The organism is Aeribacillus sp. JST-2 (genome assembly GCF_056032925.1).
This window is the reverse complement of the sequence record NZ_JBVVUU010000022.1, coordinates 25,567-42,378: the sequence shown is the minus strand read 5'-3', so window position 1 is coordinate 42,378 and position 16,812 is coordinate 25,567. Positions and strand designations below refer to the sequence as shown.

The following is a 16,812-nucleotide window of genomic DNA, read 5'->3' as shown; positions in this document are numbered from 1 at the left end:
AAAAAAGTTTATCCTCATATCTGCTCATTTCTTGAATCAACAGGAACGCTTTCGTTTTGTTCAGTTTTCAAAGATCAATCAAAACAAGCGACTTTTATATTGTATAAAATACAATAACGATTGTCAACAAATTATTTATCCATCATCGCTGACTTCAAAAATTATAACAGCTTCAAACATGAATGACAAGTATTTTTTTATATACATGCAATTTCTTTAACACCAATTACATTAGAAAAGGCAGCTTGCCTAAAAACAAAAGCAAACTGCCACTTTACAATTAAAAAACTTGTTTAATAGACAAATCATTTTGTTTTTCTAAAGAGATGATCTCATCTGAATCAATGACTTGAATTAGAGGCCTAGAAGCGGTTTTCTCATTTATAAATCCAATTTTTCCAACCGTACCGTCGGAAAGCTTTACTTTCCGGCCGATCATATATTTAACAAATAATTTTTTAAAAACATTGACCACACTTAAATCGAATTTTCCAAACCCGTACTTTTCTAATTCTTCCAGCACGTAAAAAGGCGAGTATCCTGCCCGAAACGGACGCGGAGATACCATCGCTATATAATGATCTGCGAACGAAACAATCTTTGCGAATGGATGAAAATTGTCCCCCTTGACCCCTAACGGATACCCGGTTCCATCCATTCTTTCATGGTGTTGCAATACACAAATCTTTGTTCCTTTTTTTAAGGATGGAATATCCTTTATTAGCTGATAGCTGTATATTGGATGTTGTTTCACTTCTTTATATTCCCATTCATTCAACACTTCTTTTTTGTTTAAAATAGCCGGGGGGATTTTGGACATGCCACAATCACTTAACAATCCCGCAAGAGCAATTTGATTAATTTCCCCGGAAACAAACCCCAGTTTTTTCGCAATCAATGCGCTAAGCAATGAGACCGAAATGGAATGATGGTAAATATATTCATTAACTTTACATTTTTTATATAAGTCCATGGCATAGTGCTCTTCTTCCAGTGCTTTTCCTAACAAGGGAAATAATAATTTTCTTATATAAAAAATATCCAACGGAACTCCTGATTGCCATGATAAAAAAGTTTTTTGAAAATTTTTTACAGCCTCATCATATATTTCCGTAAAACTATCTGCTGTTATTTTTTCTTCTTTTTCATCTGCCACTTCTCGTTCAGACTTTTTCTTTGCCGACACTGCTTTCGAGAATGGTTCGACATTTACCTTCTGTACCAAAAATGCGCGGAAAATTTCAATATGTTTCTCTTCTATGACAGTGCCTTTTCTAGCAATTGGCTTTGATGTCAATGAAAAAACATCTTGTTGTAGGACAAAACCCTCTTGCAGTTGATTTACATCCATTAGCAAAGTAATCCCCCCTGTTTGACCAATTGAAACTTATAATAAATACGCCTGCTAATGATGTTTACTTAAACCTCATCTTGCTCCTCATTATCTTCTTCTTTTTCTACAAGAGCGACTGTCGAAACGTGTTCATTTTTATCGAGTTTGATTAACTTAACCCCCACTGTGTTTCGTCCCATTGATGATATGTCATTGACATCCATTCGGATAAGTACGCCGTTTTCTGTAATAATCATTAAATCTTCATGGCCTCGGACCGATTTTACAGCTACAACTTGCCCGTTTTTCTCAGTGATGTTGCACGTTTTTAAACCTTTTCCCCCACGGCTTTGAATTCGATACTCAGTTTCCGGCGTACGCTTTCCGTATCCATTTTCGGTTACGACTAACACATCGACGCCTTGTTCCAATACTTCCATACCGACTACTTGGTCATCGGCAAACAGTGTAATCCCTTTTACGCCAGTTGCTGTACGTCCCATTGAACGAACATCTGTTTCATGAAAACGAATCAACATCCCTTTTTTTGTGCCTATGACGATATCCTTCTTGCCATCTGTCAAATGTACAGAGATAAGTTCGTCTCCTTCGCGCAAATTTAAAGCAATTAAGCCGCTGTTGCGAATATGAGCAAATTGTGATAGAGGCGAACGTTTGCAAATCCCTTCCTTTGTAGCAAAAAATAAAAACCAATCATCGACAAACTCTGAGACAGGAATAACAGCATTAACCCATTCATCTTGGTCAATCTCTAATAAGTTAATAATTGGGATTCCTTTAGCTGTACGCCCATATTCTGGAATTTCATATCCTTTTGTCTTGTATACTTTCCCTTTGTTGGTGAAAAATAGAATGGTATCATGGGTGCTTGTCGTAAACAAATGTTCGACAAAATCATCCGCATGAGTCCCCATGCCTTGGATGCCTCTTCCACCACGTTTCTGGCTTCGATAGGTCGAAACAGGGAGCCGCTTAATATAACCTTTATGAGTGAGCGTAACCACTATATTCTCTCTCGGAATCAAGTCTTCATCCTCAATTGCTTCAAAACCAGTCGCAATAATTTCCGTACGCCGCTCATCATTAAATCTTTCTTTTATTTCTTGCAATTCTTCACGAATAATATCCAGTACTTTTTCTTCGCTGGCTAAAATTCCTTTTAATTCTTCTATTAATCGAACGAGCTCCTTATATTCTTCTTCTATTTTTTCGCGTTCTAGTCCTGTCAAGCGCTGCAATCTCATATCCAAAATCGCTTGCGCTTGTTTTTCTGTCAAAGAAAATCTCTCCATTAACCCTTGGCGGGCCAGATCGGTTGTTTTAGAACTGCGAATCAAATTAATTACCTCATCGATATGATCTAGGGCGATTCTTAATCCTTCCAAAATATGAGCCCGCGCTTCGGCTTTCCGTAATTCAAAGGCAGTTCGTCTTCGAATCACTACTTTTTGGTGATCTAAATAATGTTCCAATATTTGTTTTAAATTTAAGACTTTCGGCTCCCCGTTTACTAACGCCAGCATATTGATTCCAAAACTTGTCTGCAATGCAGTTTGCTTATATAGATTATTCAACAGGACATTTGCATTCGCATCTCTATGCACTTCAATAACAATACGCATGCCGTTTCTGTCCGATTCATCACGCAAATTAGATATGCCATCAATTTTTTTCTCCCGAACAAGTTCCGCAATCCTTTCGATGAGCTTAGCCTTATTCACTTGATACGGGATTTCAGTTACAATGATTGCTTGCTTTCCGTTCTCTTTTTCCTCAATCTCCACTTTCGCCCGAATGGTGATGGATCCGCGGCCGGTTTCATAAGCTTTTCGAATACCGCTCTTCCCCATAATTTGCCCAGCGGTTGGAAAATCGGGACCTGGGATGATTTCCATCAGTTCAGCAATCGATATATCAGGATCTTTGCTTAAAGCAAGAACACCATCAATTACTTCGCCGAGCTGATGAGGGGGAATATTTGTCGCCATACCGACAGCAATTCCTGATGCGCCATTGACTAATAAGTGCGGAAACCGGGAAGGTAAAACAACAGGCTCCTTTTCTGATCCATCATAGTTATCCTGATAATCAATCGTATCTTTATTGATATCCCGAAGCAGTTCTAGCGAAATCTTTGACATACGCGCCTCCGTATAGCGCATGGCGGCCGCCGCATCGCCATCAATGGAACCAAAATTACCGTGCCCGTCCACTAACATATAGCGATAGTTAAAATCCTGCGCCATTCTAACCATCGTCTCGTAAACCGCCGAATCGCCGTGAGGATGGTATTTCCCGATCACTTCTCCTACGATGCGGGCGGATTTTTTATGGGGTTTATCCGGGGTCATGCCGAGGTCATGCATCGCATAAAGAATTCGCCGGTGCACAGGCTTTAAACCATCGCGGACATCAGGCAAGGCGCGCGACACGATAACGCTCATAGCATAATCAAGAAAGGATGTCCGCATTTCCTGACTAATATTAACCTCTTGTATTTGTGATTCGTTCTTTTCAGCCATTTTTCTTACCTCCCAATAAACATTTCGCAGACCTCACCGAATTGGGGAGGAAATCTATTTGCTCGATTTGTCAACACAATGGAGCATTTCCATTGGATTTGGGCATGCTCAAATGATTTGCTCTATATTTCAATGAACGTTCAACCTACTAGCTAGGCGAACCATGCTGATGCCTGTATCAGATATCAAGATTTTTTACATAACGTGCATTTTCTTCAATAAATTGGCGACGGGGCTCAACTTTGTCGCCCATTAAAATTTCAAACGTTTCATCGGCATCAATTGCATCTTGCAATGTAACCTGCAATAAAGTTCTTGTAGATGGGTTCATAGTTGTTTCCCACAGCTGTTCTGGATTCATTTCTCCGAGACCTTTATAGCGCTGAATGCTTGGTTTCGGCTGATCCGGCAATTCAGACAAAATCTTTTCTAACTGCCGGTCATTATAAGCATATTCAACCTTTTTTCCTTGCGTAATTTTATATAAAGGCGGTTGTGCAATATAAACATAACGTTTTTCAATAATGCCTCTCATATACCGATAGAAAAATGTTAGTAAAAGAGTACGGATGTGAGCTCCATCCACATCGGCATCGGTCATAATCACAATTTTATGATATCTTGCCTTCGACACGTCAAAATCCTCGCCAATTCCTGTTCCGATGGCAGTAATTATAGCTCGCACTTCGTTGTTTGATAATATTTTATCAAGACGGGCTTTCTCTACATTCAATATTTTCCCTCTTAACGGCAAAATTGCTTGGAAATGACGATCTCGGCCTTGTTTTGCAGATCCTCCTGCAGAATCCCCTTCAACAACAAACAATTCAGAGATTGATGGGTCTCTAGAAGAACAGTCAGCTAATTTCCCAGGTAAATTGGAAATTTCTAATGCTGTCTTTCTTCTTGTTAATTCCCTTGCTTTTTTGGCAGCCAAACGAGCCCGCGCCGCCATCAAACCTTTCTCGACAATTTTTTTGGCAACATGTGGGTTTTCAAGCAGGAACGCTTCAAACATTTCTGAAAAGACCGAATCAGTAATCGCCCTGACTTCTGAATTTCCAAGCTTTGTTTTTGTTTGCCCTTCAAACTGAGGATTCGGATGTTTGACAGAAATGATCGCTGTCAACCCTTCGCGAACATCTTCTCCAGTTAAATTTTGATCGTTTTCCTTAATAGCGCCTGTTTTCCGTGAGTAATCATTTATAATTCTGGTTAAACCGGTTTTGAAGCCGGATTCGTGAGTACCACCTTCATATGTGTGAATATTATTGGCAAATGAGTAAATATTACTAGTAAACCCGTCATTATATTGTAAAGCTATTTCAATTGAAATGCCGTCTTTTTCCCCTTCAATGTAGATCGGTTCTTCGTGGAGAACCTCTTTTGTCCGATTAAGGTGTTTCACATAAGAAATAATGCCGCCCTCATAATGATATTCATTTTTGCGCTGTTTCCCTTCCCGCTTGTCTTCAATGGTGATGAGAATGCCTTTGTTTAAAAAAGCTAGTTCGCGCAGCCTTGTCGCCAGCGTGTCATAATCATATTCTGTTGTTTCTTTGAAAATTTCAGGATCCGGTTTAAAGTGGACGATTGTACCCGTTCCATCCGTTTCTCCAACAACCTTTAAATCTTCGCAAGGCACCCCTCGATTATATCGTTGATAGTAAATTTTCCCGTCCCGGTGAACAAAAACCTCCAGTTCTGTTGAAAGGGCATTTACAACGGAGGCACCTACACCGTGAAGTCCACCGGATACTTTGTATCCGCCGCCTCCAAATTTTCCTCCTGCGTGAAGGACAGTCATAATCACTTCAACAGCCGGCCGCCCCATCTTTTCATGAATTCCGACGGGGATTCCTCGTCCATTATCTTTTACCGTAATGCTATCATCTTTTTCGATGATGACATTAATTTCAGTGCAATAACCCGCAAGTGCTTCATCTATACTGTTATCAACAATTTCCCATACGAGGTGGTGCAGACCTTTTGAACTCGTTGAACCGATATACATACCGGGTCTTTTCCGGACAGCTTCCAATCCTTCGAGCACTTGGATCTGGTTTTCATCATATGTTGTTTGTTTTACTTCTTTTTGTTCCATTGCCACAATGATCACCTGCACTTTTCTAAACATAAAATTTTCATATTTCGGACTCATCCTTAAAAAAATCGTGCTCGTCTTTCCAAAGTTTTGGGAGCTAAAGCAGAAAAGTAAATCCTACTTTTCGTAATCACTAATGATTTCACTTCAACCGTTTGCAAAGGGACGACCATATTTTCTAGTTTTTTAGCAACTCCTGAACAATTGGGGGTGAGATGCATTTGGAATTGAGAATGATGATGATATCTTTTGAAGGGACGATTTGATTTTCACCGACATGCAAATGCATTCATCACCTCATTGACTTATACTAATTGTCCGGAAGATACCTGGTATATCGTTGCTTCCTTCAGTGTTTGATGATCAATCCCATCAACGCTTGTAGTCGTCACAAAAGTCTGTACTTTCCCTTGTATGGCATTTAATAAATGCGATTGGCGGAAATGATCTAATTCAGACAGCACATCATCCAGGAGCAAAATTGGATAATCACCTATTTCTTCTCTAATTAAGTCTATTTCAGCCAGTTTGACGGACAATGCTGTTGTTCGCTGCTGGCCTTGTGAACCAAATGTTTGAACATCTCGATTATTGACATAAAAAATGAGATCATCTCGATGAGGACCCGCCAACGTTGTGCCGCGTTCGATTTCTTTTTCCTTTATTTCTGAAAACTTGTTATAGTATACCTCTATTATTTTCGACAAGTCTTCTTCTTCTGATACCTCTACAGACGGCTTGTACCTTATCCTTAGATCTTCCATATCTCTTGAAATTGTTGAATGAATTGGATTTGCCCATTTTTCGAGCTTCTTCACAAATGAGGCGCGTTTCTTTGTTATGCTAGCGGCCGTTTCACAAAGCTGGAGCGTAAGTACATCAAGCATCTTCTCATCTGTTTGCTTTTTCGTTTGCAGGAGTTTTAAATAATGATTTCGCTGGTGCATAATTTTTTGATATTTGTTCAAATGATGCAAATAAACCGGCGAAACCTGCCCGATTTCCATATTGATAAAACGTCTTCGTATTTGCGGGCTTCCTTTTACTAAATTCAAATCCTCCGGCGCAAACATAATGACATTAACATTTCCCACATAATCGCTCAATTTTCTTTGTTCAATATGGTTAAATTTTGCTTTTTTTCCTTTATTTGAAATAATGAGCTCCACTGACGCAAAACGGTTTTGCTTTTCCACTCCACCTTCTATTTTAGCATATTCCTTTTCCCATTGAATCAGCTCTTTATCATTGCTCGTACGATGCGATTTCGCCATGGCCAAAACGTATATGGCTTCCATCATATTTGTTTTTCCTTGAGCATTTTCACCAATAATGACATTTACTTTATTTTCAAACTGTGCTGTTAAAGAATGATAATTTCGATAGTTCTTTAAGTTTAATTCTTTTAAATACAAGGACAGTCACCAACTTTAACTTTTTACGATAAACGTTCCGAACTCTTTAATATAGACAATGTCCCCATCTTTCAGTTTTCTCCCTCGCCGCTTTTCAGGTTCATCATTGACAAACACTTGATGCTCCTTTAAAAAACATTTCGCCATTCCGCCTGTTTGAATGATATCCGCCATCTTTAAAAACTGTCCAAGTGTGATGTATTCTCCTGTGAATCGAATAACTTGACCCATTTTATCAACCGCTTTCTCAAAACATTCTCTAACATTTAATTTTAACTTTTTTATTTTAAAGAAGAAAGCTACTAGCTAAATTTGAAACTAGTAGCTTTTTTTTGCTAATAAGTTCTAACAGGAAGGATCAGCTGCAATATAGTTTCATCTTCCGGCACTCGGATTAAAAACGGCCTCATCGCACCTGTAAAACTAATGTGAATTTCTGTTCCCTCTACGGCTTTAAGCGCATCTATCATATACTTTGCACTAAAGGAAATTTTTAATTCTTCCCCTTGAACTTCTTTTGCTTGAATTTCTTCAACCACTTTCCCGATTTCAGGGGAATTTGATGTAATTTCGATTGTTCCATCAAGTGTGGCGGATAATTTTACAACATTATTTCTTCCTTCCTTTGCAAGCAAGGAGGCCCGGTCAATAGCTTGGAGAAATTCCTTTGAATCAATGGTGATATCTGTTTTGCTTTCAGTAGGAATGAGCCTGCTTGTGTCAGGATAGGTACCATCAAGCAATCGGGAGAAGAGCAATATATTTTTTGTTTTAAACAGTACTTGGTTTTCGGTGATGACAATTTCCACAAGATCGGTACTGTCATCAATAATTTTGCTTAGTTCATTTAGGCTTTTGCCGGGAATGACGACGTTTTGGACATCATGGATATTTGTATCGACTTTTGCTTTCCTTAAAGCAAGACGGTGGCTGTCGGTTGCAATGCATGTTAATTCTCCATCCGAAAGGCGCCAATTCACTCCTGTTAAGATCGGTCTTGTTTCCGATGTGGAGACGGCAAATGCGGTTTGGCGTATCATGTTTTTTAATAAATCGGCCGGCAATTTGAAAACATTTTGTTCTTTAATATCAGGGAGCCTAGGGTATTCCTCTGCGTCTAATCCATGCAAATGAAATTCTGTTTTTCCCGAACGAATTACCGCTAATAAATGATTTTCCACTTTTATTTCAACTTGCTCCTGCGGAAGTTTTCTAACAATTTCGCTAAAAAATCGGGCTTGCAAAACAATGCTGCCTGGATTGATAACTTCGGCATTTATTTTTCCATCTTCTTCTATTGGAATGAAAGATTCAATAGAGATGTCTGAATCGCTTCCTGTTAATGTGATCCCTTCTTCTGATGCAGTTATTTTAATCCCTGTTAATATCGGAATGGTGGTTCTGGATGATACAGCTTTCATAACGTCTTGAACACTTTGGACAAGTTTACCTTTTTGAATAATTACTTGCATGTGTATCCTCCTTTATTTAAAAACGCGAGTAAACATCTTATGATGATTTATTTTTATTAATAAAAAAACAGCAAAAGTAATAGTAGTGTCTGTGGATATGTGGATAAATCTGTTGAAGAAAGGAAACACAGTCCATCCACATGTGGACAGACTGTGCGTGAATGGATTGTAATTATTCACAATGTCCCCAAAAACTAAAAAGGGTTTTTCAGCATTTCTTGTATCTCGTTAATTTGTTTTTGTAATTGTTGATCGTGTTCGAGCAGTTTTGAAATTTTTTCGTGTGCGTGAATGACTGTCGTATGGTCCCGTCCGCCAAACTCTTCCCCAATTTTCGGCAATGAACTATCCGTAAGCTCTCTTGATAAATACATGGCAATTTGCCTAGGAAATGCTACTGACTTCGTCCTTTTTTTTGCCTTAAAATCTTCCATCTTTAAATTAAAATGTTGACCGACAGCGCGCTGTATATCTTTAATTGTAATCACTTTCGGCTTTGAATTAGGAATGATATCTTTTAAAGCTTCTGCTGCCAGATCTGCGTTAATATCTTTATTGATCAACGAAGAATAGGCAACGACGCGTATGAGTGCACCTTCTAATTCGCGTATGTTCGAATCAATTTGATTTGCAATGTAAAGCATTACTTCATTTGGGATATCGAGCCCATCAGCCTTCGCTTTTTTTCGCAAAATGGCAATTCTTGTTTCAAGGTCAGGAGGTGTGATGTCTGTAATTAATCCCCATTCAAAACGTGATCTTAACCGATCTTCCAGAGTAGGAATTTCTTTTGGCGGTCTATCGCTGGAAATTACGATTTGTTTACTTTCTTCATGAAGAGTGTTAAACGTGTGGAAAAATTCCTCCTGAGTTGATTCTTTTCCGGCAAGAAACTGAATATCATCTATTAGCAGAACATCAACATTCCGATATTTGTTGCGGAATTCGACAGCTTTATTGTCACGAATGGAATTGATAAATTCATTCGTAAATTTTTCTGATGACAAGTAGACAACTCTTGCGGAAGGATTATGTTCAAGAACATAATGGCCGATTGCATGCATGAGATGGGTTTTACCAAGACCTACACCACCGTAGATGAAGAGCGGGTTATATGCCTTTGCCGGTGCTTCTGCAACTGCTAAAGAGGCGGCGTGAGCAAATCGATTTCCAGATCCAATGACGAATGTGTCAAAAGTGTATTTTGGATTAAGCAAATTTTGCGGAAAATCATTTGGCTCTTCCTCTTTTTTTGGTGCAGTTTTAATAGGAGCTTTCGGCATAAACTCATCATCTGTCAAATTTTGGGGAATAATAAACTTTACTCCGATTTCTTCCCCAGTTAAATCATAGATCGTATTGGCAATAAGATGAAGATACCGGGTCTCAAGCCAATCTCTAGCAAACTCGTTCGGAGCAGTAATAATTAACAGGTCGCCTTGCAAAGAGTGTGCTTTCGTTGATTTTAGCCATGTTTCATAACTGGGTTTGCTAACCTTCTTCTTGATTTCTGCAAGCACACGATTCCATAATTCTTCAATATTCTCCATGGCTCCCAAGGTTTCCCTCCTTCGCGGTGGCTAAGAAAACAAATGAATAAATATACAATCCCCAATGAATGTGTATAAAACATATAATATAGTAGAAAAATAACTTTTCTACTCTTTCCCTATGATGTGGATAAGTTCGTTCACATCATTGTGAATATTTTTCCACAATTTATTCACAATCTGTGGAAAAATAGAATAAAAAAGAAAGATGTTCAGGGTTAAAACAAAAATATAATAACAAAATCAATAAGATGTTGCAATGGTTTTTGTAGGTTTATCCACAAGAGAAACAATATGTTGAAAACAATTGTCCACAGGGGTGAAATGTGTGGAAAGTTTGTCGATAATTGTTGAAGATTGCATTTTTGTCGAAAAAAATATCCACAATGAAAAGATCTATGATTTCATTGGAAGGTTGGTTGACAATTAATGTGTTCCGTTACTATAATTAAAAAGACTGTCTTTGTTGAGATAATCCTCGGGGAGGTGTCATAAATAATGAAAAGAACTTATCAACCAAATAAACGTAAACGCAGCAAAGTGCATGGATTCCGCAGCAGAATGAGTTCAAAAAACGGGCGCAAAGTATTAGCAAGACGCCGTCGTAAAGGAAGAAAAGTTTTATCAGCATAGACCACTGAAAAAAAGTCAGTGGTCTTTTTTCACAATAGATAGCCGTCCATGTATGACTTGCTCCAGAAAGGCATTGTGCCCTGATGGAGAAAGTGAAAGTCGGAGTGAATGAAATGAAAAAAAGGAATCGCATTAAAAAAAATGAAGATTTTCAACAAGTATTTCAAAATGGAAAATCAACGGCGAATAGACAATTTGTTCTTTACGTGCTTGATCAACCTGATCAAAAAGAGTTCCGAGTCGGTTTATCCGTCAGCAAAAAAATTGGAAATGCTGTTACGAGAAATAGAGTAAAACGGCTCATTCGCCATGTTTTTATTTTAGAAAAGGAGAAAATATCAAAAGGAAAAGATTATATTGTTATAGCCAGAAAGCCGGCTGCTCATATGAGTTTTCATGAGGTTAGGAAAAGCCTGATCCACCTTTTTTTAAAGATGAATGTTTATCACAGCAATCCGGAAAAACAGATATAAAATGCAGGAATCGCAAGCAAATTGATCAAAAAGATGTTACAATGTTTTTAAATGAAAACGAATAAAATTTTTTCTATATAAACAGAGATATTAGTTGTTAGGAGGAAGTGTTGTTGATTAGGCGAATTTTATTATCTTTCATTTTAGCAATACTTGTATCTGTTTTGGCGGGCTGTATGGAATTCAATAAGCCGATTACGGAAGATAGTGAAGGGTTTTGGAATCAGTACATTGTTTATCCGCTTTCTATGTTAATTACCTATTTTGCGAAATTGTTAGGGAACGATTTCGGCTTGGCGATTATCATTGTGACATTTTTAATTCGGTTGGCTATTTTGCCGTTAATGATTAAGCAAATTCAGAATTCAAAAGCTACACAGGAAATACAGCCAGAACTGCAAAGACTTCGGGAAAAATATCGTTCAAAAGACCAAAAAACCCAGCAGAAGCTTCAACAAGAAACAATGGAACTGTTTCAAAAGCATGGCATCAATCCTCTTGCTGGATGTCTGCCGGTATTGATTCAGATGCCGATTTTAATAGGATTTTACCATGCTATAATGAGAACTCGCGAAATTGCCGAACATAGCTTTTTATGGTTTGATTTGGGGGAAAGGGATCCTTACTTTATATTGCCCCTTTTAGCAGGTGTTTTAACGTTTGTTCAGCAAAAATTGATGATGGCAGGTTCCGCCAATTTAAATCCGCAAATGCAGACGCTGTTGTGGATGATGCCGATTATGGTTATCATTTTTGCCGTAAGCTTGCCAGCAGCTTTGTCACTTTATTGGGTCGTTGGAAATATATTTACAATTGTTCAAACATTAATTATGAACAGCTTACATAATCCTTCTAAAAAGGCAGGAGGAGCACAAAAGTGAAAGAAATCACATCTACCGGCCAAACTGTGGAAGAGGCCGTAAAAAAAGCGTTGGAGAAATTGAACGTTGCCGAGGATGATGTTGAAATTCAGGTGATCGATGAGGGGAAAAAAGGTTTTTTCGGCATATTCGGCCAAAAGCCCGCCACCGTTTATGTGAAAGTGAAAGCGAAAATCAATTTTGAAGCTGATGTTTCAGTGGAGAAGGACAAAACGGGATCGTCGGCAGAAAGCAAAAAAGAAAATTCCGATCCTGTAGAAGAGGCGGAAAAATTCCTTGAAAAAGTAATAAAAGAAATGGGAATTGTTAATTCAGCTATTGATGTAAGAAAAGAAGGAAAAACGATTTATTTTGATATTAAAGGGGAAAATTTGGCCGTTCTCATTGGCAAAAGAGGACAAACATTAAATTCACTACAGTATTTGACACAACTCGTGGCAAATAAATCTTCGGAAGAATATGTAAAAATTATATTAGATGCAGAAAATTATCGGGAGCGGCGCAATGAAACGCTGAAACAGCTTGCGGTTAAATTGGCGGATAAAGCCGTCAAAACAAACAAGGAAATTTCATTGGAGCCGATGCCATCATTTGAAAGAAAAGTAATTCATTCTGCATTGATGGAAGATGGGAGAGTCCAGACTTATTCCATTGGAACGGAACCATACCGATATATTGTTATTGCTCCGAAATGATACTTTCAATGAGGAGAAAATGCTTTCTTTTTCCAAATATCGTATTAAAGTGTAGCTAAAGAGGCTGTCTTAAAATAAGGTCTAAACTCCCCTTTAGGTAAAACAGATTTATATTTTTTTATCTGTCTACCTTAAGGAGAGCATATTGGACTATGGCACAGCCTTTTTTTTTTGCATTCATTTGATGGCAATTCGTTTAAATAATCGAAACTGAAATATTGTTATTAACATGTGGATAAGTTAAAATAATAAATTAGAAATTTTTTGTGGATAACATAGTTGCCATTGTGTTTTGACTTTCATGTTTGAGTTCTATGCGGTATTTTTCGATTTTGTTTTCGGCCGAGATGATTTCAAGTTGATGTTTTATAGATAGCAATGTAACGTGAGGTGAACATCGTGGAATTTGATACAATTGCTGCAATTTCCACGCCGATGGGAGAAGGCGCGATTGCAATTGTCCGATTAAGCGGCAATGAAGCAATCGACATTGCCGATAAAATTTTTCGAAACCCAGCAGGAAAACAGCTAAAAAATGTTTCAACGCATACCATTCATTACGGAAAAATCGTTGACCCTGAAACGGATCAGATGGTGGAAGAGGTCATGGTATCTGTTATGAAAGCGCCAAAAACATTTACTCGTGAGGATGTTGTGGAGATTAATTGCCACGGAGGATTAGTCTCTGTGAATCGTGTTCTGCAGCTCGTTTTGCAACATGGGGCTCGTCTCGCAGAGCCGGGGGAATTTACAAAAAGGGCTTTTTTAAATGGCCGGATTGATTTATCTCAAGCCGAAGCGGTGATTGATTTAATCCGTGCCAAAACCGACAGAGCAATGAATGTTGCCTTAGGGCAGATGGAAGGGCGGCTGTCCAACCGTATTCAGCGCCTTCGCCAAGACATTCTTGAAACATTGGCTCATGTTGAAGTCAACATAGATTATCCCGAATACGATGATGTGGAGGAAATGACCCATGAAATGTTAATAAAAAAAGCAACAAAAGTGCGGAATGAAATTGAAACATTATTAGCAACATCCAAGCAAGGCAAGATTTTACGTGAGGGGTTGTCGACAGTCATTATCGGCCGGCCGAACGTCGGCAAATCCTCTTTGCTTAACGGCCTTGTCCATGAAAATAAAGCAATTGTCACGGATATTCCCGGTACCACAAGGGATGTCATTGAGGAATATGTCAATGTGAGGGGCGTCCCGTTGCGGTTGATCGATACGGCCGGAATTCGTGAGACAGAAGACATTGTAGAAAGAATCGGAGTGGAACGTTCCCGAAAAGTGTTAAAAGAAGCGGATTTAATATTATTCGTGCTGAACTATAATGAAGAACTCACAGATGAAGATCGAAAGCTTTTTGAAGCAGTAAAGGGAATGGAATATATTGTTATTGTCAATAAAACGGATTTGCCGCAAAAAATCGATATGAATGAAGTGAAAATCCTTGCGGAAGGCCGGCCGATCGTGGCAACCTCTTTAAAAGAAGACAAAGGAATAGATGAATTAGAAAAACAAATCAGTTTCTTGTTTTTTGAAGGAAACCTTCAAGCAAACGATCTAACATATGTTTCAAATGCCCGGCATATCGCTTTGTTGAATCAAGCAAAAAAAGCAATTGAAGATGCGCTTAATGGGATTGAACAAGGAGTTCCGATTGATATCGTCCAAATTGATTTAACCCGGACTTGGGAGCTCCTTGGCGAAATTATTGGCGACACCGTCAATGAAAGCCTGATCGATCAATTGTTTTCACAGTTTTGTCTTGGAAAATAAAAGGAAAGGTTTGATGAAAATGGGATATCAAGCAGGTGAGTACGATGTCATCGTAGTTGGCGCCGGTCATGCAGGCTGTGAGGCCGCACTTGCTGCAGCGAGATTAGGCGCAAAAACGCTTGTCCTCACTATAAATTTGGATATGGTTGCCTTTATGCCATGCAATCCTTCGATCGGCGGACCCGCTAAAGGAATAGTCGTACGGGAGATTGATGCGTTAGGCGGAGAAATGGGGAAAAACATAGACAAAACATATATACAAATGAGAATGTTAAATACAGGAAAAGGTCCAGCTGTTCGTGCGCTTCGTGCGCAAGCAGATAAAGTGATGTATCAGCGGGAAATGAAAAAGACACTTGAACAAGAAAGAAATTTGACTTTAATGCAAGGAATGGTGGAACAGTTAATTGTCGAGGATGGTGTTTGCAAAGGAGTTATTACACAAACCGGTGCAGAATACCGTTCCAAAACCGTTGTTTTAACAACTGGAACATTTCTTCGCGGCAGAATTATAATTGGTGATCTTTCCTATTCCAGCGGGCCAAACAATCAACAGCCGTCCATCAAGCTTTCGGAGCATTTGGAAGAGCTTGGTTTTGAACTTGTCCGTTTTAAAACAGGCACTCCGCCGAGAGTCAACGGACAAACGATTGACTACAGCAAAACTGAGATTCAGCCGGGAGACGAAGAGCCGCGGGCATTTTCATATGAAACGACAAAATATATCACTGATCAACTGCCTTGCTGGTTGACGTATACAAGCAGCGAGACACATAAAATTATCGATGAAAATTTGCACCGTTCACCAATGTATTCCGGAATGATCAAGGGAACAGGGCCACGGTACTGCCCTTCGATTGAAGACAAAATTGTCCGTTTCCATGATAAACCGCGCCATCAAATCTTTTTGGAACCTGAAGGCCGCAACACTGAAGAAGTCTATGTTCAAGGACTATCGACAAGCCTTCCGGAAGATGTGCAACGCCGTATGCTTACAACAATTCCAGGGCTTGAAAACGCTCAAATGATGAGAGCCGGATATGCTATTGAATATGATGCGATCGTACCAACACAATTATGGCCGACTTTGGAGACAAAAAAAGTAAAGAACTTATATACAGCGGGGCAAATTAACGGAACATCCGGTTATGAAGAAGCAGCCGGTCAAGGAATTATGGCTGGCATTAATGCCGCAAGAAGAGCGTTGAATAAGGATGAGGTTATTCTCAGCCGCTCTGATGCCTACATTGGCGTTTTAATAGACGATTTAGTAACGAAGGGGACAAATGAACCTTACCGCTTATTAACATCAAGAGCAGAATACCGTCTTCTCCTTCGCCATGACAATGCCGATTTGCGTTTGACAGAGCTCGGATATAATATCGGTTTGATCAAAAAAGAGCGGTATGAAAAGTTTTTGGCTAAAAAAGAAGCTATTGAAAAGGAGAAAAAACGTTTAAGTTCTATCATCATTAAACCGACCGAGGAAACGCAAAAATTGATTCAAAGCCTTGGCGGCAGCCCGTTAAAAGACGGCATTCGCGCATCGGATCTTTTAAGACGTCCGGAAATCAATTATGAACATATTAAAAAACTTGCTCCCGGCAATGAAGTGCTGGCTACTGAAGTGGAAGAGCAGGTTGAAATTCAAATAAAATACGAAGGATATATTGAAAAATCGTTGCAGCAGGTTGAAAAATTAAAACGAATGGAAAACAAAAAAATTCCGGAAGATATCGATTATGATGCCATCAATGGAATTGCATCCGAAGCGAGACAAAAACTAAAACAAGTGCGGCCAATTTCGGTTGCGCAAGCGTCACGCATATCGGGTGTGAATCCGGCAGATATTTCAATTTTGCTCGTTTATTTGGAACAAGGACGAATTGCACGCGTGTCTAATGAGTAAAATTTGACCAATTAGAAAT

Annotated in this window: 13 protein-coding genes; 6 read left to right on the top strand and 7 right to left on the bottom strand. The window is 38.9% G+C overall.

Annotated elements, in window-relative coordinates:
* Positions 1–280: 280 nt before the first annotated feature.
* The 7 genes from AC0KTX_RS11685 to dnaA all read right to left on the bottom strand — a co-directional run bounded on the left by AC0KTX_RS11685 (position 281) and on the right by dnaA (position 10,417).
* Positions 281–1,351 (bottom strand): HD-GYP domain-containing protein, encoded by a 1,071-nt coding sequence (locus AC0KTX_RS11685; protein WP_474252349.1) that lies wholly within the window; start codon positions 1,349–1,351, stop codon positions 281–283.
* A 68-nt stretch (positions 1,352–1,419) separates the two neighbouring features.
* A complete protein-coding gene (gene gyrA, locus AC0KTX_RS11680) occupies positions 1,420–3,876 on the bottom strand; it encodes a DNA gyrase subunit A (RefSeq protein ID WP_474252345.1) in 2,457 nt (818 codons plus the stop codon).
* A gap of 178 nt (positions 3,877–4,054) precedes the next feature.
* Positions 4,055–5,980, bottom strand: coding sequence for a DNA topoisomerase (ATP-hydrolyzing) subunit B (gyrB, locus tag AC0KTX_RS11675; RefSeq protein ID WP_474252348.1), 1,926 nt, complete (start codon positions 5,978–5,980; stop codon positions 4,055–4,057).
* Positions 5,981–6,285: 305 nt separating this feature from the next.
* Positions 6,286–7,395, bottom strand: coding sequence for a DNA replication/repair protein RecF (gene recF, locus AC0KTX_RS11670; protein WP_474252344.1), 1,110 nt, complete (start codon positions 7,393–7,395; stop codon positions 6,286–6,288).
* Between the two features lie 15 nt (positions 7,396–7,410).
* Positions 7,411–7,626, bottom strand: a complete 216-nt coding sequence (yaaA, locus tag AC0KTX_RS11665; protein ID WP_474252343.1) for a S4 domain-containing protein YaaA — start codon at positions 7,624–7,626, stop codon at positions 7,411–7,413.
* 104 nt (positions 7,627–7,730) lie between these two features.
* Entirely contained in the window at positions 7,731–8,867 is a 1,137-nt protein-coding gene (gene dnaN, locus AC0KTX_RS11660; RefSeq protein ID WP_474252342.1) for a DNA polymerase III subunit beta, read from the bottom strand.
* A 194-nt stretch (positions 8,868–9,061) separates the two neighbouring features.
* Positions 9,062–10,417, bottom strand: a complete 1,356-nt coding sequence (dnaA, locus tag AC0KTX_RS11655) for a chromosomal replication initiator protein DnaA (RefSeq protein WP_474252347.1) — start codon at positions 10,415–10,417, stop codon at positions 9,062–9,064.
* A 498-nt stretch (positions 10,418–10,915) separates the two neighbouring features.
* On the opposite strand from dnaA, the gene rpmH reads away from it, so the two are divergent.
* The 6 genes from rpmH to mnmG all read left to right on the top strand — a co-directional run bounded on the left by rpmH (position 10,916) and on the right by mnmG (position 16,793).
* Entirely contained in the window at positions 10,916–11,050 is a 135-nt protein-coding gene (rpmH, locus tag AC0KTX_RS11650) for a 50S ribosomal protein L34 (RefSeq protein WP_474252341.1), read from the top strand.
* 113 nt (positions 11,051–11,163) lie between these two features.
* Positions 11,164–11,523, top strand: a complete 360-nt coding sequence (gene rnpA, locus AC0KTX_RS11645) for a ribonuclease P protein component (protein WP_474252340.1) — start codon at positions 11,164–11,166, stop codon at positions 11,521–11,523.
* A 113-nt stretch (positions 11,524–11,636) separates the two neighbouring features.
* Positions 11,637–12,404 carry a YidC family membrane integrase SpoIIIJ gene (gene spoIIIJ / locus AC0KTX_RS11640; RefSeq protein WP_474252339.1) on the top strand — a complete coding sequence of 256 codons (768 nt, stop codon included), beginning with the start codon at positions 11,637–11,639 and terminating at the stop codon, positions 12,402–12,404.
* Positions 12,401–13,099, top strand: coding sequence for an RNA-binding cell elongation regulator Jag/EloR (gene jag / locus AC0KTX_RS11635; protein WP_474252338.1), 699 nt, complete (start codon positions 12,401–12,403; stop codon positions 13,097–13,099). Before spoIIIJ ends, jag begins: the two co-directional genes overlap by 4 nt.
* A gap of 399 nt (positions 13,100–13,498) precedes the next feature.
* Positions 13,499–14,884, top strand: a complete 1,386-nt coding sequence (gene mnmE / locus AC0KTX_RS11630; RefSeq protein WP_474252337.1) for a tRNA uridine-5-carboxymethylaminomethyl(34) synthesis GTPase MnmE — start codon at positions 13,499–13,501, stop codon at positions 14,882–14,884.
* Positions 14,885–14,903: 19 nt separating this feature from the next.
* On the top strand, positions 14,904–16,793 hold the full coding sequence (mnmG, locus tag AC0KTX_RS11625) for a tRNA uridine-5-carboxymethylaminomethyl(34) synthesis enzyme MnmG (protein WP_474252346.1): 1,890 nt from the start codon (positions 14,904–14,906) through the stop codon (positions 16,791–16,793).
* The last annotated feature ends 19 nt before the right edge of the window (positions 16,794–16,812 follow it).